We start from the raw sequence: 18,753 nt of genomic DNA, 5'->3' as shown, positions 1-18,753 counted from the left end.
TGCCATCAACGCCATAACGCGGACATAACCGGATCAGGTTACGCCGAGTTTAACGATCATCGGTTTCAGTTCTCCTCTGATGCCGGGAACCGCCCGGCCCTGGATCAGGGGGACCATCCATGCTCACCTCACCGGGTGGCGTCCAGACAGAACAGACCGAACCGGTCACGGAGGGCGGTGGCGCGCGCCACCGCCTGCGCCGGGCGCTCAGCTCGGGTCACAGCCTGTTCGTCGTCGTGATCACCCTGGCGGCGGCGCTGCGCGCCGTCGTGATGCTCGGCTACAACACCGCCCAGCTCTACTGGTACGACTCGTTCACGTACCTGGACACGGCCGTCCATCTGAAGCCCGGCGGCGCGTTCCATCCCGCCGGCTACTCGTTCTTCCTGCGGCTGCTCTGGCCGTTCCACAGCGTCTCGCTCGTGGTCGGGCTGCAGCACGTCATGGGGCTCGGCATGGGCCTGATGATCTATCTCCTGCTGCGCCGCCGCTCACTGCCCGCGTGGGGTGCGACGCTGGCCACGGTGCCCGTGCTGTTCAACCCGTCGTTCCTGCGGCTCGAACACTCCGTGCTCTCCGACACCCAGGTCACGTTCCTCGTCATCGCCGCGCTGACGGTCCTCATGTGGCGGGCGAAGCCCTCGGTGCGGTCCGCCGCCGTGGCCGGGGTGCTGCTCGCGGTGGCCGGGCTCACCCGGACGGCCGCGGCGCCGCTGCTCGTCCTGTTCGTGCTCTACCTGGTCCTGCAGCGGGTCGGCTGGCGGCACGTGGTCGCGCTGGCCATCGCGGGGACGCTGCCGCTCGCCGCTTACGCGGGCTGGTATCAGCAGCACCACGGGCGCTTCGCGCTCAGCGGCTCGGACGGAGTGGCGCTGTGGGCACGCACCATGACGTTCGCCGACTGCTCGAAGATCAAGCCGCCGGCCGAGGAGGCGCGGCTCTGCCCGAACGGCACCGTCGTCGACGCCGCCGGGGAGTACGTGTGGGCCGCGGACGCCTCGCTCAACCGGCTGCCCGGCGACCGCTTCTCCCACAACGACCTGGCCAGGTCCTTCGCGCTGCGCGCCATCGCCGCCCAGCCTCTCGACTACCTGCGCGAGGTCGTCTCCGACGCGTCGCTCGCCTTCGCGTGGACGCCCGTGAGCCACCCGAAGCGGGTCGTCCCGGCGCTGTCGCTTCCGGTCGGCTCGTGGCCGCTGCCCTCGTTCCCGCTCATCCACCAGGTCCGGGTGGAGTACGACCCCGCCATCCGCGGGATGGCGTCCGTCGCGCCCTACGACACGTTCTTCGCGGGCTACCGTTTCCCGAACGTCCTGCACGGTCCGCTGTTCGGCGTGGTCCTGCTGCTCGGCGGCCTCGGCGCGATCGGGCGGCGGCGTCCGGCGCTGCTGCCGTGGGCCGCGGCGATGTTCCTGTTCGTCGGGCCGATCGCCGCGCTCGACTTCGACCACCGCTACATGCTGCCCGCGGTCCCGATCGCGTGCATCGCCGCGGCCCTGGGCGCGGCGAGCCTGTGGCGCGCCCGCCGGGGCCGCCGCGCGACCGCTCGGTGAAGCGCCGGTGACCAGTACACCCACCGGCCGCGTGCCGACCGCGTCCGGTGGCTGTACCCGGCATTCGTAACGAATTCGTACTCGCGGACGATTGTTCTGGATGAGCGGCCAGGTAACCGATTGTGCGGGACGACCGCGGGGCGGACCTGGAGGTGGCGTGCTCGTAAGCGACGTCATGACGGCGTTCCCGGCCTACATACGGCTCGGCGCGACCATCCGGCGGGCGGCTGAGATGGTCAGCGTGTCGGAGGTCGGCCAGCTGATGGTCCTGGACCACGACGGCCGGTTCGCCGGGTCACTGTCCGAGGAGGACCTGGTGCGGGCCATGCTCCCCGGCTTCGACGACGTGACCGCCGCCGGCGGCACGCTCGCCGACGCGTTCCGGGTGTTCCTGGAGCGGGGCCGCGCTCTCGCCGACCGCGTCATCGACCCTCTCGTCGTGCGCGACGCGGCGACGGTCCGATCGATCGACGAACTTGCCCGGGCGGCGATCGTGATGATCGACCGCGGGATCCGAAGGCTTCCCGTGGTCGACGACGGGACCCTCGTGGGCACGTTGTCCCGGGCCGATCTGTGCCGTGCGGTGATCTACCATTCCTGAACTCCGGCTGATTCTCACCGATCGGCACACCCGGGAGACCGGCGAGCGGGTGTGTGCGCTGCCGGCCACTCTCGGCCGGGACAGCGGTGCGGCGGCGGTGGTGCTGGACGACGGCGCCGTCTCCCGGCGCCACGCGCGGCTGGAGATCGTCGACGACCATCTGGTGATCACCGATCTCGGCAGCTCCAACGGAACCTACGTGAACGACACCCGGGTGACGCGCCGGGTGCTCGTCCCCGGGGATCGTATGCGGATCGGCCGATACGAGCTGACGTGGACGTTCCTCGATCCGGAGGCGACGGCGCTCGTCGATCCGGACCAGCTGACCGTGCTGCGGCCGGTCGGGTCGCCGCGCGTCGCCGCACGACGCGTGGTGGAGGCCGCCGAGGCGCACAACCGGCAGGTCGGGCACGAACTCGACGGCTTCCTGTCGCTTGCGCACGGATTCCTGCCGGCCGAGCTGCCATTGCTGGCCTTCCCGGAATCGCACCGAGCCTGGGACGAGATGACCGACCGGCTCCCCGGCCTGTTCCGCGGGCTGTCGCTGCGCCGGGCGTTCGATGCGATGCCGGTGCTCGACGCCCGGCCCGAGGCGTTGCCCGACCGATACCTGTTGCGCGCCTCGACGCTGCTCGGCGTTTTCGCCCACGCCTATCAGTACATGGCGATCGATCCGCCGACCGCTCTGCCCGCGTCGCTGCTGCGACCGTGGACCACGGTCTCGCGTCGACTGGGTAAGAAGATCCCGGCCGTCTCCTACATCGATCTGTTCTTCTACAACTGGCGGCTGCGCGATCCCGCCGGGCCACGGGCGCTGGACAACATGGACCTGCTCGTGCCGACCTGGAACAACGCGGCGGAGCGGGTGTTCTACCTGGTCACCACCGAATTCGCGATGGGGCTCACACCCGTGCTGGGCGCCATGCTGGATGCTCAGGAGGCCGTCGTCGCGGACGATCCGGCCGCCTTGGAAAGCGCGCTACTGGTGATCCTCGACCGGCTGTGGCACGTCACCCAGGCCATTTATCCGAAGATCGATCCCAACCCCCGCGGCCGCGATCCGCTCGACCAGGTGCTGTGGGCCAAGACGGTCGGCACCGCGGGCGTCCCGATCTTCGACGGCGCACCCAGTCCGAGCGGCACCGCGCAACCGCAGATCCACGCGCTGGACGCGTTTCTCGAGCGCCGCGACTACGGCTCGCTGGTCGGGCGACAGAGCGTCTACCTCGCCGGATTCTTCCCGCGGCACTGGCGGGAGCTGGTGGCCGCGTTACGCGAGGTGTCGGTGCGCCAGTACGTCGAGGACACCCGCAACAGCGCTTTGCGCGGCATCTACAACGCCATGCTCGACGCCTATGTGGGCGACCGCGGCTGGATGGGCCTGCACCGCATCAAGGCGTACGGCTTCCTGGAGGTGGCGTTCAAGGTCGGCCGGCAGGTGACGACCGGCGCCCGTTTCACCGGACTGTTCAAGGACCGGACCTGGGACAAGGTGGACGGCGAGCTGGCCGTCGTCCGCGACGAGCGCCGCCCCCCGGTGGGTCCGCCGGTGGTCTTCGGGACCGCTCGTCGGGGCCGTGTCGTCACCGGAGCGTCCGGCGCCTGGACCTGCTATCTGGAGATCGACGTCACCGGGCAGGGCGTGCACCACTTGCCCGGTGACCGGGTCGGCGTGCTGGCCGAGAACGACGACGAGTTGGTGCGCCGCACCGTCGCCGCCCTGCAGGCGACCGGCGATGAGCTGGTACGGCTCACCCCGCAGTGGCGAGCGGCGGTGGCCTGCCGGGCGGGCTACGGCGAGGTCGACGTGCTGCCGCTGCGGACATTGCTGCGCTTCGCCCGGCTCCGGCCGGTCGGACGGCAGGTGGCGAAACGGCTGGTGAAACTGACGGCCGTGGGTTCGTGGCAGCGAGTGGTGGACGCCCGTATGGAAGACCAATGGGAGCTGTGGGACGTCCTGAACTTGTTGTACGCGGGCGGATACGACGTCACCCGGCTGTGGAAGGCCGATCCGCGCGAGGACGACGCGTTCTGCGCGGTGATTCCGCCCGAGCCGTTCCGGCTGTATTCGATCGCCTCGGCGCCGCCGCCCGGCCAACCGGCCACCACGCTGCAGTTGGTGGTCGCCGGCCTCGACTACACCTCCGCCCGGACGCCGTGGTCGTACCCGCGGGAACGGCAAGGCACGGCATCGCATTTCCTGCGCCGGGCGAGCGTCGAGGGCCGGCAGCGGCTGTCGCTGCAGATCGTCCCCACGCCCCGGTTCCGGCTGCCGGCCGATCCGGCCCGGCCCGTCGTCATGTTCGCGGCCGGCTCAGGGATCGCCCCGTTCCTGGGGTTCGTCGCGGCGCGCACGGGGTCGGGCGAGAACCGGCTCTATCTGGGGATCCGGACGCCGGAGGAATTCGTCGAACGCACAGACGTGGACGCGGCGGCGGCCGCGGGCCGGCTGAAACTCGTCGTCGCGTTCTCCCGCGCCGACGCCGCGATCGGATTCGACGGCCGCCGCCATGTCGTCCACGCCGGACAGCGGCGCCGGGTGGACGACGTGATCCGCGCCGAGGCGGACGCACTCTGGGAGCTGTTGCGGTCCACCGACGACGGCGGGCGCGGCGCGTTCGTCTACGTCTGCGGCAGCGCACGGTTCGCCGTCTCCGTGCTCCAGGCGCTGACCGACATCGTGCCCGGAGACGGACGCGAATTCCTCCGCCAGCTGGTGGCCGACGGGCGTCTGGGCCAGGACGTCTTCACCACCTATCTGGGCCACGCGCAGCAGGGGCCCCGCTTCGAGGTGTCGGATCTGGCGCAGCACAACACCGCCGACGCGGGCTACTGGATGGCGATCGGCGGCGCGGTGTTCGACGTCAGCGAATTCCTGCACCTGCACATCGGCGGGCCGCACATCATCCGTAATCACGTCGGGCTCGACGCGACCGCGGCGTATCGAAAAGTGCTGCACCACGCGCACGCCGAGATCGACGCCCAACTCGCGATGTATCAGATCGGCCATCTGCGCCGGCTGCAGTTCGGTGCGCGGTGGGGCGTGGTGCTCACCGAGGACGGTCTGCGCGCGCTGCCGCTGGAAGAACTGTTCCGGACCTGGGTGCGGTTCGTGTATCTGCTGGCCGGCATGGAAAACGCGTTGACCGCCGACTACGGATTCACGACGTCGGTCACCACTTCGGGCGAAGATCCGCGGGAGCTGACGCCCTTCAAGGCGCAGTACGTCCTCGAGGCGCACCGGCGGTTCCTGGTGAGTTATCTGGACGGACTGGTGCACGAGGATCTACGGACCCTGTGGCAACTCACCGTCGGCTTCTGCGACCCGCACCTGGACATCCGCTCCTTCGACACCGATCTCGCCGCCATGTCCGCGCGGCCGGATGTCGGGCTGGCCCGGAATTCCGTGTCCGCAGTAAAGGAACTGCTGCTCGCCGGGGACGACTTCCGGCGGGTTGCGGCGCTGTGCCGCAGCTACGCGTACGTCGACGTCCAACTGCTGCGCGACCTGAAAACCGCTGTGCTGGCAGGAATTCGGGCGTTCGAGATCCACGAGGCCGACGTCGTCGAGCAGGCGGGGGCCACGCTGCTGAACGCGGTGCGCGAGGCGCTCGCTGCGGTCTCGGCCTACTACGAGCGCCTCGCCGAGCAGACCCGTGGCCAGGGCGTCACCGCCGACGACCCGGCCGAGGAGAGGATCCCGGCCGACCGGGGCCTGCCCGGCCACGGTGGTCCGCTACCGCTTCCCGATTGACGCTCGATCGTGACAAGGGATCAGCGGCGCCGGTCCGCGGGCCCGTGTACCGCCAGTACGGTGACCGGCGCGGTGGCGGCATGGTGACGGTAGTGGTGAGCCCGGGGGATCAGGCGCCGTAGACGGGCTCGGGGCGGGCGGCCTCCTTCAGCAGGCCGCTGATCTCCGGGCCCAGCTCGGCGGGGTCCCAGCGGACGCCCTTGTCGGTGGCCGGGCCGTGGCGGAATCCCTCCATCACGCAGATCCGGCCGCCCTCGACCTCGAAGACGCGGCCGGTCACGTCCCTGGACTCGGCCGAGCCGAGCCAGGCCACCAGCGGGGAGACGTTCTCCGGGGCCATCGCGTCGAAGGCGCCCTCCTCCGGCGCGGCCATTGTGGCGGCGAAGACCTCCTCGGTCATCCGGGTGCGCGCCGCCGGGGCGATGGCGTTGACGGTCACGCCGTACCGGCCGAGCTCGGCGGCGGCGACCAGGGTGAGGCCGACGATGCCCGCCTTGGCGGCGGAGTAGTTGCCCTGGCCCACGCTGCCGAGCAGGCCGGCGCCGGACGAGGTGTTGATCACCCGGGCCTCGGGCCGCCGGCCCGCCTTGGACTCCGCCCGCCAGTGCAGGCCGGCGTGCTTGAGCGGCAGGAAGTGGCCCTTCAGGTGGACCCGCATGACCGCGTCCCACTCCTCCTCGGAGAGGTTGACCAGCATGCGGTCGCGCAGGAACCCGGCGTTGTTGACCAGCACGTCCAGCCGGCCGAAGCGCTCCAGGGCGGTGGCGACCAGCGAGCGCGCCCCGGCGTCGGTGGCGATGTCGGAGGTCTCGGCCACGGCCTCGCCGCCGAGCGCGCGGATCTCCTCGACCACCTGCCGCGCCGGGCCGTCCGAGCCGCCGTCGCCGGACCGGCTCACGCCCAGGTCGTTGACGACGACCTTGGCGCCCTGCCGGGCGAACTCCAGGGCGTGCGCGCGGCCGAGGCCGCGCCCGGCGCCAGTCACGATGACGACGCGGTCCTTGCAGATCATCCTCAGCTCTCCCTTTTCTGCCTGTCGTCCGCCTGCTCGCGGCGACGCCCGGGACGGCGAGCCGTGTCCGGGGACGGTCCCCTCTGCTACCTTCATTTCTAACAAATGTTTGGTGGAAAGGTAGCGCATGGGAATCTCCACCAGGAACCATGGCAACGGCATCGCCGAGGTGGTCGTCGACGCGCCGCCCGTCAACGCGCTGACCGTGCGTGGCTGGTTCGACCTCGCCGACGCCGTACGGCAGGCCGGGCGGGATCCGGAGACCCGCGTCGTCGTGCTGCGCGCCGAGGGCCGCGGGTTCAACGCCGGCGTGGACATCAAGGAGATGCAGGCGACCAGCGGGTTCGACGCCCTGGTGGGCGCCAACCGGGGCTGCTATGCCGCGTTCTCCGCGGTGTACGAGTGCGAGGTGCCGGTCATCGCGGCCGTGCACGGTTTCTGCCTGGGCGGCGGGGTCGGCCTCGTGGGCAACGCCGACATCGTGGTCGCGTCCGAGGACGCGTACTTCGGGCTGCCCGAGGTGGACCGCGGCGCGCTCGGCGCGGCCACGCACCTCGCCCGGCTGGTCCCGCAGCACCTGATGCGGGCGATGGTGTACACCTGCCGGACCGTCACGGCGGCCGAGCTGCACGCGCACGGCTCGGTGCTGGAAGTGGTGCCGCGCGACCGGCTCAGGGACGCGGCCTTCGCGGTCGCGGTCCAGATCGCCGGCAAGGACCCGTACGTGATCCGCCGGGCCAAGGAGTCGCTGAACGGCATCGACCCGGTCGACGTCCACCGCAGCTACCGGTTCGAGCAGGGCTTCACCTTCGAGCTCAACCTCATGGGCGCCGGCGACCGCCACCGCGACGACTTCGTCTCCGAGGGAGGAGCGGTGAGCGACCGATGAGCGCGGAGCGAACCCGACGGAGCGAGGGGAGTGGTCGGCCGAGGGACGAGGCCGCCCGCGGAGCGAGTGAGGAGCGGTGAGCGACCAGTGAGCACAGACAAGATCATGACGATCGAGGAGATCGTCGGGTCGCTGGAGAGCGGCATGACGATCGGCATCGGTGGCTGGGGCTCGCGGCGCAAGCCGATGGCCCTGGTCCGCGCGATCTACCGCTCCTCCCTCAAGGACCTGACGATCGTGTCGCTGGGCGGGGCCGACGTGGGCCTGCTGTGCGCCGCCGGCAAGGTCCGCAGGGTGATCGCCCCCTTCGTGACGCTGGACTCCGTGCCGCTCGAACCGCACTTCAGGGTGGCCAGGCAGAGCGGCGCGGTCGAGTTCGCCGAGTACGACGAGGGCATGTTCATGTTCGGCCTGCTCGCCGCCGCGCACCGGCTGCCGTTCCTGCCCACCCGGGCCGGGCTCGGCTCGGACGTCCCGCGGGTCAACCCGGACCTGCGCACCGTCCGCTCGCCGTACGACGACGGGGAGGAGCTCCTCGCGGTGCCCGCGCTGACGCTCGACGCGGCGCTGATCCACATGGACCGGGCCGACACGCGGGGCAACGGCCAGTACCTCGGCCCCGACCCGTACATGGACGACCTGTTCGCCAAGGCGGCGGGCCGCTGCTACGTGAGCTGTGAGCGGCTGGTCGGCCCCGGCGAGCTGGACGGGCCGCCGCAGACGCTGCTCGTCAGCCGGATGCACACGGCCGGAGTGGTGGAGACCCCGAACGGCGGCCACTTCACCGACTGCGGCCCCGACCGCGCGAGGGACGAGGCGTTCCAGCGGCACTACGCGACGTCGGCGGCCGACCCGGAGGCGTGGGCGGCGTTCGCCGAGCGGTTCCTGAGCGGGGACGAGGCGGCCTACCAGGAGGCGGTCCGCCGCTGGCGCGAGGAGCAGGAGGAGAGGGCACGATGAGCGCGACCCGTGCGGAGATCTGCGTGGCCGCCTGCGCCGAGGCATGGCTCGGCGACGGCGAGGTCCTGGCCGCGGCGATGGGCACCTGCTCGATCCTGGGCGCCCGGCTGGCCCGGCTCACCTTCGAGCCGGGGCTGCTGACCACCGACGGCGGGGCGATGCTCACCGCCGAGCCGGTCCCGTTCGGCGCGCCGGCCGGGCCAGCCGAGGGCTGGATGCCGTTCCGCGACCACCTGTGGCTGGTGCAGAACGGCCGCCGCCATGTGATGATGGGCGCTTCCCAGATCGACCGGTTCGGCAACACCAACATCTCGGCCGTCGGCGCCTGGGATCGGCCGAAATCCCAGCTCCTCGGGGTACGCGGCGCCCCCGGCAACACGATCTGCAACCCGACGAGCTACTGGATCCCCAAGCACTCCACCCGGGTGTTCGTCCCCAAGGTGGACATGGTCAGCGGCGTCGGCTACGACCGCGCGGCCGAGCTCGGCCCGGTGGCGTCCCGTTTCCACGGCCTGCGCCGGGTGGTCACCGACCTCGGAGTATTCGACTTCGGCACGCCGGACGGCGCGATGCGGCTCGTCTCCACCCATCCCGGCGTCACGGTTGAGGAGGTCGCCGCCGCCACCGGGTTCGATCTCGTGATCGACGGCGACGTGCCGGAGACCCGGCAGCCGACGGACGAGGAACTGCGGCTGATCCGCGAGATGCTCGACCCGAGAAGCCTGCGCGACCGGGAGGTCCGGGCGTGATCGAGCAGGCCCTGGACACCCCGCTGACCCGGCTCACCGGCGTACGGCACCCCGTCGTGCAGACCGGCATGGGCTGGGTGGCGGGCCCGCGGCTGGTGTCGGCGGTGGCGGACGCGGGCGGCCTCGGCATCCTCGCCTCGGCCACCATGACGCTCGACCAGCTCGCCTCGGCCATCGCGGAGGTCCGCTCGCGCACCGACGCGCCCTTCGGCGTGAACCTGCGCGCGGACGCCTCGGACGCGGGCGACCGCGTCGACCTGTTGATCAAACACCGGGTGACGGTCGCCTCGTTCGCGCTCGCCCCCCGCCAGGAGCTGATCGCCAGGCTGAAGGACGCCGGGATCGTGGTGATCCCGTCCGTCGGGGCGCGGCGGCACGCGGAGAAGGTCGCCGCCTGGGGCGCCGACGCCGTCCTGGTCCAGGGCGGTGAGGGCGGCGGCCACACCGGAGCGGTCGCCACCACCCTGCTGCTGCCCCAGGTCGTGGACGCGGTCGACATCCCGGTGATCGCCGCCGGCGGCTTCTTCGACGGGCGCGGCCTGGCCGCCGCCCTCGCGTACGGCGCGGCCGGCGTGGCCATGGGCACCCGCTTCCTGCTCACCCGGGACAGCTCGGTCCCGGACGCGGTCAAGCGGACCTACCTCGGCACATCGGACACCGTGGTCACCCGGCAGGTGGACGGCATGCCGCATCGGGTGCTGCGCACGCCGCTCGTCGACGCGCTGGAGCGGTCGGGGCGGGTGAGCGGGCTGGTCCGCGCGGTGCGCAACGCCGCGAGGTTCCGCCGCGTCTCCGGGATGTCCTGGCCCGGGATGATCCGCGACGGGCTGGCCATGAAGCACGGCAAGGAGCTGACCTGGTCCCAGGTGCTGATGGCGGCCAACACGCCCATGCTGCTCAAGGCGGCCATGGTGGACGGACGCCCCGACCTCGGCGTGATGGCCTCCGGCCAGGTGGTGGCGCTCATCGACGACCTGCCCTCCTGCGAGGAGCTGATCGACGGGATCGTCACCCAGGCCGCGGGGGTCCTGCGGGGCCTCGGCGCCAACCTGGCCGGCTGAGCCGCCGCCGGCGATGGCCGGTGCGCCCCTGGGGCGTACCGGCCATTCTCATGCGTGCCGTGGGTTCAGCGGTATATAGCGAGGAACCCCGGGCGTTCACGCCCGGGAGGAATCGCTTCCCTCTCCTCGCCCGGACGCTAGTCCGCCGGGTGGCCCGGAGGTGAGATCCCTCCGGGCCACCCGGCACGCTAGTCCGGGCGTTTCTGGTTCTCGATGTACTCCTTGATGATCGACAGTGAACCGTCGCCGCAGGACGCCGCGAAGTGCGACGGTGACCAGGAATGGCCGCCTCCGGCACTTGGTAGGGAAGACCGAATGCGCGTGGAGGCCGTAGACCTGTAGACCACACTGCGACGTCCGCGGATATCCGGATTCGGTTTCCATCACGGCGACACGACCCAACCGATAATGTGTTCGACGTGAAGCTGGTGGTGCAGGTGAGACTCCTGCCCACGCCCAAGCAGGCGGCGGCGTTGAAGGCGACCCTGCGCGCTTGCAACGACGCGGCGAACTTCGCCTCGGTGACCGCGTTCACGACCGGGGACCGGCGTGAGTACGCGCTGCGCAAGCACACCTACCGCGAGGTGAAAGCACGCGGACTGGGGGCGCAAGCCGCCCAGCATGTGATCAAGAAGGTCGCCGACGCCTACACCACCCTGAAAGCAGGCATCCGTGCGGGGAACCTGGGACCGCAAGGCTGTGCGCGCCGCATCCGGGCCGAGAGCAAACCGATCGCCTTCCGCGCCGATGCCGCCCAGCCGTTCGACGACCGCTGCCTGTCCTGGGACCACACCGCCCACACGGTGTCGATCTGGAGCACGACCGGCCGGCTGAAGAATGTCGCGTTCATCGGCTCGCCCGGACTCCAAACACTCGCGGAGTACCGGAAAGGCGAATCCGACCTGGTCTGCCGGGACGGCATGTGGTTTCTGTACGCCACCTGCGAGATCCCCGACGTCGCGATCACTGAGCCGGACGGGTTCATCGGCGTGGACGTGGGGATCGCCAACATCGCCACCACCAGCGACGGCACCCGCCACTGCGGCAAGGGCCTGAACGCGGTCCGCCACCGCAACCGGGAACTGCGCCGCAGGTTGCAGGCCAAGGCCACCACATCCGCCAAACGGCTCCTGAAGAAGCGCCGCCGCACGGAGGCACGGTTCGCCGCCGACACCAACCACACCATCGCCAAACGCATCGTGACCGAGGCAGAACGCACCGGACGCGGCATCGCCCTGGAAGACCTGGGCGGGATCCGTGACCGGGTACGGCTCCGCAAGCCCCAGCGGGTCACGCTGCACTCGTGGAGTTTCCACCAGCTTGGGTCGTTCATCGTTTACAAGGCGGCCCGGCACGGGGTCGCCGTGATCCGTGTGGATCCGGCCTACACCTCGCAGGCGTGCTCGGCTTGCGGGCACGTGGACAAGGCCAACCGGCCGAGCCAGGCAACCTTCTCCTGTACGTCGTGCGGCTTCGCTGAGCACGCCGACGTCAACGCAGCCCGCAACATCGCCTCGCGCGGTGTCGCGGGCTGGGCAGTGAGTCACGCTGCCGACGACGCGGCCTGACCCGTACCCGCCAGGTACGGCGAGGAGCTGCAAGCTCGGCCCTTTCAGTGCCGAGAAGCTGACTACGGCAGCTGCTGCAGCGTCCAGCCGTTGCCGTCCGGGTCGGAGAAGGCGGCGTAGGAGACGGTGGGCTTGCCGGGCGCGCTGAGGTCCTCCACTTCGGCGACGTCCACCCCGCGCTCGACGAGCAGGGCGCGGGCGGCGTGGATGTCCTTCACCACCAGGTGCAGGGCCTTGACCGACCCCGGCGGGGTGTCGATCATGCCGGCCCCGAACGAGACGGAGCAGGCCGACCCCGGAGGCGTCACCTGTACGACGCGGAACGCGCCGTTGCTGAAGTCCACGTCGCAGACGAACCCCAGCTTCTCCGTGTAGAACTCCTTCGCGCGGTCCACGTCCGAGACGGGGATCGGCACCAGTTCGAGCTTGAAGTCCACGGCACGCCTTCCTGGCCTTGATGATCGCGGCTGGTTCCCGCCCCACCCTTCCACGGAATCTCGGCCCGCGCCCGGAGATGTGGTGATCCGTCGTACCACGGCTCCACTGTCCGATCGGTCAGAACTGTCCGATCGGTCAGCTAAGGTGATCGCATGACTCGCTCCGCCACCAGCATGCGCGCGGACATCCTGGAGTCGGCGGCGCGGCTGTTCGCCACGGTCGGCTTCCGCGGCACGTCGCTGCAGGACATCGCCTCGGACGTCGGCTGCTCCAAGGCGTCCCTGCTGTACCACTTCACCAACAAAGACGCGATCCTCACCGAGCTGTTGTCGCCGGTGGGGCGGGAGCTGGCCGAGTTGGAGGAGCGGCTCGCCGGGCTGGACGGCGACGAGGCCGCGCACGCGGCGGTCGTCGGGCTCGTCGAGTCGTCCCTGCGCTTCCGGCGCGAGATCACGATCCTCATGCAGGACCTGGACGCCATGACCGCACGTCCCGAGCTGCCCGACATCAACGCCCTCATCGAGCGGCTGGTGGACGCGCTGACCGGCCGTTCCGGTGACCCGCGGGCCCGGGTCTGGGGCTGGATGGCGCTGCTGGGTGTCGCCCTGACGGGCGCCGGCGACCTCGCGGTGCCCGAGGAGACGCTGCGCGCGGAGCTGACCCGGGGTGCGCTGCGTACGCTCGGCCGCCCCATCGACTGACCCTTCGAGAAAGAGATCCCGCTTCCGATGTCAACCTTGCTGTACCGGCTGGGCCGGTTCTCCTTCCGCAGACGGGGGCGCGTGGCCGCCGTATGGCTGCTGTTGCTGGCGCTGCTGGTAGGGGCGGTCGCCGCCTTCAGCGGGTCCACCACCGACAAGTTCGTCATGCCCGGCACCGAGTCGCAGCGGGCGCTGGACGCACTGGCCAGGGAGTTCCCCCAGGCCAGTGGGGCCACCGGCGCCATCGTCGTCGCCGCCCCGCAGGGGAAGAAGCTGGACCCCGCGGCCGTCGCCCCCGTCGTGAAGGAGGCGGCCGCCGTCCCCGGCGTGGTCGCCGCCCTCGACCCGTTCCAGGTCGGCGCGGTCTCCGCAGACGGCCGCCACGCCCTGGTCCAGGTCCAGTTCGACCGGGGGCTCAATGACGTCACCGCGGCCCAGCGCGACGCGTACCTCAAGGCCGGCTCCTCGGTGACCGGGCTGCGGGTGGAGCACGGCGGCGAGATCATGACCACCGCGCCCGAAGTGGGCGGCTCCGAAGGGATCGGCGTTCTGATCGCCGCAGTCGTGCTGGTCGTCACCTTCGGCTCGCTGGTGGCCGCCGGCATGACGCTGCTGAACGCGCTGATCGGCGTCGGCGTCGGAATGGCCGGGCTCTTCGCGCTCAGCGGCGTCGTCGAGCTGACCTCGGTCACGCCGGTGCTGGCGCTGATGCTGGGCCTGGCCGTCGGCATCGACTACTCGCTGTTCATCACGTCCCGCTACCGCCAGTTCCTCGCGGAGGGCATGGAGCGTGACGAGGCCGCCGGGCTGGCGACCGGCACCGCCGGCTCGGCGGTCGTGTTCGCCGGAGCCACCGTCGTGATCGCGCTCGCCGGTCTGTCGGTCGTCGGCATCCCCTTCCTCACCGTCATGGGCCTGGCCGCCGCCGGCACCGTGGCGGTCGCCGTCCTGGTCGCCCTCACGCTGCTGCCCGCCTTCCTGTCGTACGCCGGGACCCGCGTGCTGCCACGTGGGCAGCGCGCGGGCCAGGAGGCGAGCCCGGCCCGGGAGGGCTTCGGATACGCCTGGGGGCGGATTGTCACCCGGCTGCGTGTGCCGATCCTGCTGGCCGGGATCGTCGGCCTGGGCGCGCTCGCGCTGCCCGCCCAGGACCTGCGTCTGGCCCTGCCGGACGCCGGCACCGCCGCCCCCGGCTCACCGGCCCGCGAGGCGTACGACCTGACCAGCGAAGGGTTCGGCGAGGGCTTCAACGCCCGGCTGATCGCCGTGGTCACCGCGGCCGACGCCAAGGCGACCACCGCGGCCGCCGGACAGGCCGCCGCGCTGATCCAGCAGACCGAGGGCGTCCTGGCCGTGGCCCCGCCCCAGGCCAACCCCGCGGGCACCACCGCGCTGCTGACCATCATCCCGAAGGCCGGACCCACCGACGCGGCCACCGAGGACGCCGTCCACGCCATCCGCGCCAAGGTCGCCGACATCAAGGGCGCGGAGATCGCGGTGACCGGTGCCACCGCCGTGGGCATCGACGTCTCCGACAAGCTCGCCGACGCCATGCCGGTGTACCTGCTGCTGGTGATCGGCCTGTCGGTGCTGCTGCTGATGCTGGTCTTCCGCTCGATCCTGGTGCCGGTCAAGGCGGCGCTGGGCTTCCTGCTCACCGTCGGCTCGACCTTCGGCGTCACGGTCGCGATCTTCCAGCAGGGGCATCTGGCCGACCTGGTCGGGCTGGACGTGCCGGGACCGCTGGTCAGCTTCCTGCCGATCCTGCTGATCGGCATCCTGTTCGGGCTAGCCATGGATTACCAGGTGTTCCTGGTCTCGCGGATGCGCGAGGACTACGTGCACGGCGACACGCCGCGCCAGGCCACGATCAACGGCATGGGACACAACGCCCGCGTCGTCACCGCCGCCGCGCTGATCATGACGGCCGTGTTCGGCGGGTTCGTGTTCATGGACGATCCGATCATCAAGTCCATGGGCTTCGCGCTGGCCGTCGGCGTGCTGGTGGACGCCTTCGTGGTCCGCATGACGCTGGTCCCGGCCGTGATGTCCATGTTCGGCGCCGCCGCCTGGTGGCTGCCCCGCCCCCTGGACCGGGCGTTGCCCAACCTCGACGTCGAGGGCGAAAGCCTGCGTCACCACCTCGCCGCGGCCGTCCCGGAAACGGTCGGCGCCGGACGCTGATCCCTGACCGGCGGCGCGCGCCGTTTCCGGACCGGGCGACGGCCACGGACCTGATCGAAAGGGCGGACGGGGGCCGGTACGCCCAACTGCGACGGGCCCCCGATCGCCGCACGCGGCCGGGGCCCGTCGGCCGGGGGAGGGGTCAGGCCAGGGCGGCGAGCACCCGGGCGCGGTGCGCCGAGGGGGAGCCCCACGCCGAGTGGAGGGCCCGAGCCTTCCTGATCCACAGGCTCGGGTCGTACTCGTCGGTGTAGCCGATCGCGCCGTGCACCTGGAGGGCGATCTTGGCCGCCGCGTATGCCCCCTCCGACGCAGCGACCTTCGCGGCGGACACGTCGCGAGGGAAGTCCGGTGAGCCGTGGGCCAGGGCCGCGCCGTGGACCAGCGGCCGGGCGTACTCCAGGCCGACGAGCGCGTTCGCGAGGTGGTGCTTGACCGCCTGGAACTCGCCGATCGGCCGTCCGAACTGCCGCCGCGCCCGGGCGTACTCGACCGAGGCGTCCAGCAGCGCGCGGCCCACGCCGACGAGCTGGGCGGCGGTCGCCAGGGCGCCCATGTCGCGGGCGGCCTCGGCCGCGGTGCGCACCGAGGGGCCGCGGGCGAGGAGGTCGCCGCCCTCGACGGGGAAGAGCCGGCGGGCCGGATCCAGGGAGACGCGCGCCGCGCCGGGGAGCGCCGCGCGCAGTTCGTCGCCGTCCACCCTCAGCACGAGCCCCGCCGCGTCCGCGTCCAGCGCGTACGGCACGGCCGGGGGCAGGGCCGCCGTCGCCACCGTGTTCCCCTCGGCGATGCACGCGAGCCACGCGTCCACCGTCTCGGGCGCGACGACGAGATCCTCGGGGGACAGCCGGTCGAGCAGCGCGGCGACGGCGACACTCTCGGCGAGCGGCCCCGGTGCGGCGTGCCGTCCCAGCTCGTGGAAGGCGGTGACCAGCTCGACGGGGAGCGGTCCCGCGCCGCCCGCCGACTCGGGTACGGCGACGGCGAGGACGCCCGCGTCGGCGAATGAGCGCCACAGGGCCAGGCCGGGCCCGTGCGACCCGGCCGCCCACGCGCGGATCGCGGCCGGCGTGCCCGCCTCGGCCAGGAGCTTGTGCAGGGTCTCGCCGAACAGCCGCTGCTCGGCGTCGAGGATGAACTTCACGGCCGCCTCCCGATGGTCGTCACGGCGCCGCGCCCGCGGCAGGTGCGGGCGCCCCGGCTGTAGACGCGGCTACAAGCGCTGTCATAAGCGCTGTCACGCGTGCTGCCTTGGTCGTGTCCCACCGGTCACCGCCCCGACCTGGGCAGGCCGAGGACGCGCTCGGCGATCACGTTGCGCTGGATCTCGTTGGTCCCGGCGTAGATCGGGCCGGCGAGGGAGAAGACGTAGCCCTCCAGCCACTCGCCGTCGAGCTCGCCGTCCGGGCCGAGTAGATCGAGCGCGGTCTCGTGCAGCGCCACGTCCAGCTCCGACCAGAAGATCTTGTTGACGCTGGACTCGGCCCCGACGTCCTCGGTGCGCGAGACGGTCTCGAACCCCTTCAGCCGGTACGCCCGCGACTTGATCCACGCGTCGGCCACCCGGTCGCGCAGCGCCGTGTCGGACGGGTCGCCGCGCTCCTTCCAAAGCTCCACCAGCCGGTCGGCGGCGGCGAGGAACCGCCCGGGGCTGCGCAGGATGAGCCCGCGCTCGTTGCCGGTGGTGCTCATCGCGACCCGCCAGCCCTCGCCCGGCGCGCCGATCACGTCCCGGTCGGGCACGAAGACGTCGTCGAAGAACAGCTCGGCGAAGGCCGGCTTGCCGTCGATGCGTCCGATCGGGCGGCGGGTCACGCCCTCGGCGTCCAGCGGGAACATGAGGTACGTCAGGCCGCGGTGCCGTTCGGCCTCCGGGTCGGAGCGGAACGGGCCGAAGCCCCGGTCGGCGAAGGCGGCGCGGGAGCTCCACGTCTTCTGGCCGTTGAGCAGCCAGCCGCCGTCCACCCGGGTCGCGGTGGCGCGCAGCGACGCCAGGTCGCTGCCGGCGCCCGGCTCCGACCACGCCTGGGCCCAGATCACCTCGCCCGACGCCATCGAGGGCAGGATCCGGTCGAGCTGTTCGGGCGTGCCGTGGTTGAAGAGGGTCGGGGCGAGGAGGTTGATGCCGTTCTGGCTGACCCGGCCCGGGGCCCCGGCCGCGTAGTACTCTTCCTCGAAGACCAGCCACTCCAGCGGCGTCGCGTCCCGGCCGCCGTACCGGCTGGGCCAGGAGACGACGGACAGCCGCGCCGCGTGCAGCTCGCGCTCCCACGCGCGGTGCGCGGCGAAGCCCTCCTCGACCTCCAGCGAGGGCAGGGGAGCGGCGGGGACGTGCGCGCGCAGCCACTCCCGGACCTCGGTACGGAACGGTTCGACGGACGACAGATCAAGATCCATCGGCGGCCGCCTTCATGCTCCTGGGGTCCATGCCGGCCAGGGAGTCGGCCGAGGTCTCGGCGTTGTGCGCGTGAGCGAGGTGGTGCAGGCCGAACACCGAATCCATCCCGGCGCGCATCCCCTGCAGGTCCTCGGCCTGGTTCACCGCCTTCTTCGTCAGCGCGAGCCCGAGGCGCGGCATGGCGGCGATCCGCTCGGCCAGCGCGAACGTCTCGGCCTCCAGCTCCTCGCGGGCGACGACCCGGTTGACCATGCCCACCTCGTACGCCCGGCGGGCGGGCATCCGGTCCCCGGTGAAGAGGAACTCCTTGGCGATCCGCGGCGGCATCGCCCACGGGTGGGCGAAGTACTCGACGCCGGGGATGCCCATGCGCACCACCGGGTCGGCGAAGAACGCGTCGTCCGAGGCGACGATCAGGTCGCACACCCAGGCGAGCATGAGCCCGCCCGCGATGCAGGCGCCCTGCACCATGGCGATCGTCGGCTTGGGGATCTCGCGCCAGCGGCGGCACATGCCGAGGTACACCTCGGACTCGCGGGCGAAGCGGCTCTCGGCGCCCTCCTTGCCCACGTGGTCCCACCACAGGCTCGCCTTGCGCGTGAAGGAGACGTGCGCGTCGCGTTCGGGCGTGCCGATGTCGTGCCCGGCGGAGAAGTGCTTGCCCTCGCCGGCCAGCACGATCACCTTGACCTCGTCGTCGGCGGCGGCGCGGTAGAAGGCCTCGTCGAGGGCGTAGGTCATCGCTGAGTTCTGCGCGTTGCGGTACTTCGGGCGGTTCATGGTGACCGCCGCCACCGGCCCGCGCCGCTCGTAGCGGACTACGGTCATCGGCACCCCTCATTCTTTCTAACAATTGTTTGGTAGAGTAACTCATGTGACGCTCAC

At 71.5% G+C, this 18,753-nt stretch carries 16 protein-coding genes; 10 read left to right on the top strand and 6 right to left on the bottom strand.

The window, feature by feature from the left end:
- Window positions 1-119: 119 nt before the first annotated feature.
- The 3 genes from ACQP1V_RS23970 (at window position 120) to ACQP1V_RS23960 (ending at window position 5,908) form a co-directional block, all read left to right on the top strand.
- A complete protein-coding gene (locus ACQP1V_RS23970; RefSeq protein WP_433411888.1) occupies window positions 120-1,553 on the top strand; it encodes a hypothetical protein in 1,434 nt (477 codons plus the stop codon).
- A 157-nt stretch (window positions 1,554-1,710) separates the two neighbouring features.
- Window positions 1,711-2,154 (top strand): CBS domain-containing protein, encoded by a 444-nt coding sequence (locus tag ACQP1V_RS23965; protein ID WP_433411886.1) that lies wholly within the window; start codon window positions 1,711-1,713, stop codon window positions 2,152-2,154.
- A 49-nt stretch (window positions 2,155-2,203) separates the two neighbouring features.
- Complete coding sequence (locus ACQP1V_RS23960) at window positions 2,204-5,908, top strand: FHA domain-containing protein (protein WP_433411884.1); 3,705 nt, start codon at window positions 2,204-2,206, stop codon at window positions 5,906-5,908.
- Between the two features lie 109 nt (window positions 5,909-6,017).
- On the opposite strand, the gene ACQP1V_RS23955 is transcribed toward ACQP1V_RS23960, so the two are convergent.
- The gene (locus ACQP1V_RS23955; RefSeq protein ID WP_433411882.1) at window positions 6,018-6,920 is read right to left on the bottom strand and encodes an SDR family oxidoreductase; all 903 of its coding nucleotides are present in this window, start codon (window positions 6,918-6,920) and stop codon (window positions 6,018-6,020) included.
- Between the two features lie 127 nt (window positions 6,921-7,047).
- Here ACQP1V_RS23955 and ACQP1V_RS23950 point away from each other — a divergent pair, with 127 nt between their 5' ends.
- The 4 genes from ACQP1V_RS23950 (at window position 7,048) to ACQP1V_RS23935 (ending at window position 10,579) form a co-directional block, all read left to right on the top strand.
- Complete coding sequence (locus tag ACQP1V_RS23950) at window positions 7,048-7,809, top strand: enoyl-CoA hydratase family protein (RefSeq protein WP_433411880.1); 762 nt, start codon at window positions 7,048-7,050, stop codon at window positions 7,807-7,809.
- A gap of 105 nt (window positions 7,810-7,914) precedes the next feature.
- Complete coding sequence (locus ACQP1V_RS23945; protein ID WP_433425929.1) at window positions 7,915-8,769, top strand: CoA transferase subunit A; 855 nt, start codon at window positions 7,915-7,917, stop codon at window positions 8,767-8,769.
- Window positions 8,766-9,518, top strand: a complete 753-nt coding sequence (locus tag ACQP1V_RS23940; protein WP_433411877.1) for a CoA-transferase subunit beta — start codon at window positions 8,766-8,768, stop codon at window positions 9,516-9,518. The genes ACQP1V_RS23945 and ACQP1V_RS23940 overlap by 4 nt, the downstream gene beginning before the upstream one ends.
- Window positions 9,518-10,579, top strand: a complete 1,062-nt coding sequence (locus tag ACQP1V_RS23935) for an NAD(P)H-dependent flavin oxidoreductase (protein WP_433425927.1) — start codon at window positions 9,518-9,520, stop codon at window positions 10,577-10,579. The genes ACQP1V_RS23940 and ACQP1V_RS23935 overlap by 1 nt, the downstream gene beginning before the upstream one ends.
- A 188-nt stretch (window positions 10,580-10,767) precedes the next feature.
- On the opposite strand, the gene ACQP1V_RS23930 is transcribed toward ACQP1V_RS23935, so the two are convergent.
- Window positions 10,768-10,926 carry a transposase gene (locus tag ACQP1V_RS23930; protein WP_433411875.1) on the bottom strand — a complete coding sequence of 53 codons (159 nt, stop codon included), beginning with the start codon at window positions 10,924-10,926 and terminating at the stop codon, window positions 10,768-10,770.
- A gap of 72 nt (window positions 10,927-10,998) precedes the next feature.
- On the opposite strand from ACQP1V_RS23930, the gene ACQP1V_RS23925 reads away from it, so the two are divergent.
- Window positions 10,999-12,147 carry an RNA-guided endonuclease InsQ/TnpB family protein gene (locus ACQP1V_RS23925; RefSeq protein ID WP_433411873.1) on the top strand — a complete coding sequence of 383 codons (1,149 nt, stop codon included), beginning with the start codon at window positions 10,999-11,001 and terminating at the stop codon, window positions 12,145-12,147.
- A gap of 62 nt (window positions 12,148-12,209) precedes the next feature.
- On the opposite strand, the gene ACQP1V_RS23920 is transcribed toward ACQP1V_RS23925, so the two are convergent.
- Window positions 12,210-12,584 carry a VOC family protein gene (locus tag ACQP1V_RS23920; protein WP_433411871.1) on the bottom strand — a complete coding sequence of 125 codons (375 nt, stop codon included), beginning with the start codon at window positions 12,582-12,584 and terminating at the stop codon, window positions 12,210-12,212.
- Window positions 12,585-12,737: 153 nt separating this feature from the next.
- Between ACQP1V_RS23920 and ACQP1V_RS23915 the strand changes: the two genes are divergently transcribed.
- On the top strand, window positions 12,738-13,286 hold the full coding sequence (locus ACQP1V_RS23915; RefSeq protein WP_433411869.1) for a TetR/AcrR family transcriptional regulator: 549 nt from the start codon (window positions 12,738-12,740) through the stop codon (window positions 13,284-13,286).
- Between the two features lie 27 nt (window positions 13,287-13,313).
- On the top strand, window positions 13,314-15,470 hold the full coding sequence (locus tag ACQP1V_RS23910) for an MMPL family transporter (RefSeq protein WP_433411867.1): 2,157 nt from the start codon (window positions 13,314-13,316) through the stop codon (window positions 15,468-15,470).
- Window positions 15,471-15,612: 142 nt separating this feature from the next.
- Here ACQP1V_RS23910 and ACQP1V_RS23905 read toward each other — a convergent pair whose 3' ends face one another.
- From ACQP1V_RS23905 to ACQP1V_RS23895, 3 genes are all read right to left on the bottom strand, one after another.
- The gene (locus ACQP1V_RS23905; RefSeq protein ID WP_433411865.1) at window positions 15,613-16,614 is read right to left on the bottom strand and encodes an acyl-CoA dehydrogenase family protein; all 1,002 of its coding nucleotides are present in this window, start codon (window positions 16,612-16,614) and stop codon (window positions 15,613-15,615) included.
- A gap of 125 nt (window positions 16,615-16,739) precedes the next feature.
- Window positions 16,740-17,867, bottom strand: a complete 1,128-nt coding sequence (locus ACQP1V_RS23900; protein WP_387414183.1) for an acyl-CoA dehydrogenase family protein — start codon at window positions 17,865-17,867, stop codon at window positions 16,740-16,742.
- Window positions 17,857-18,696, bottom strand: coding sequence for an enoyl-CoA hydratase (locus ACQP1V_RS23895; protein WP_387414185.1), 840 nt, complete (start codon window positions 18,694-18,696; stop codon window positions 17,857-17,859). The genes ACQP1V_RS23900 and ACQP1V_RS23895 overlap by 11 nt, the downstream gene beginning before the upstream one ends.
- Between the last annotated feature and the right edge of the window lie 57 nt (window positions 18,697-18,753).

Source organism: Microtetraspora malaysiensis, from assembly GCF_050947145.1.
Lineage (GTDB): Bacteria > Actinomycetota > Actinomycetes > Streptosporangiales > Streptosporangiaceae > Microtetraspora_A > Microtetraspora_A malaysiensis.
Note: the sequence above shows the minus strand (reverse complement) of the source record. Positions and strands in the feature narration are given on the sequence as shown.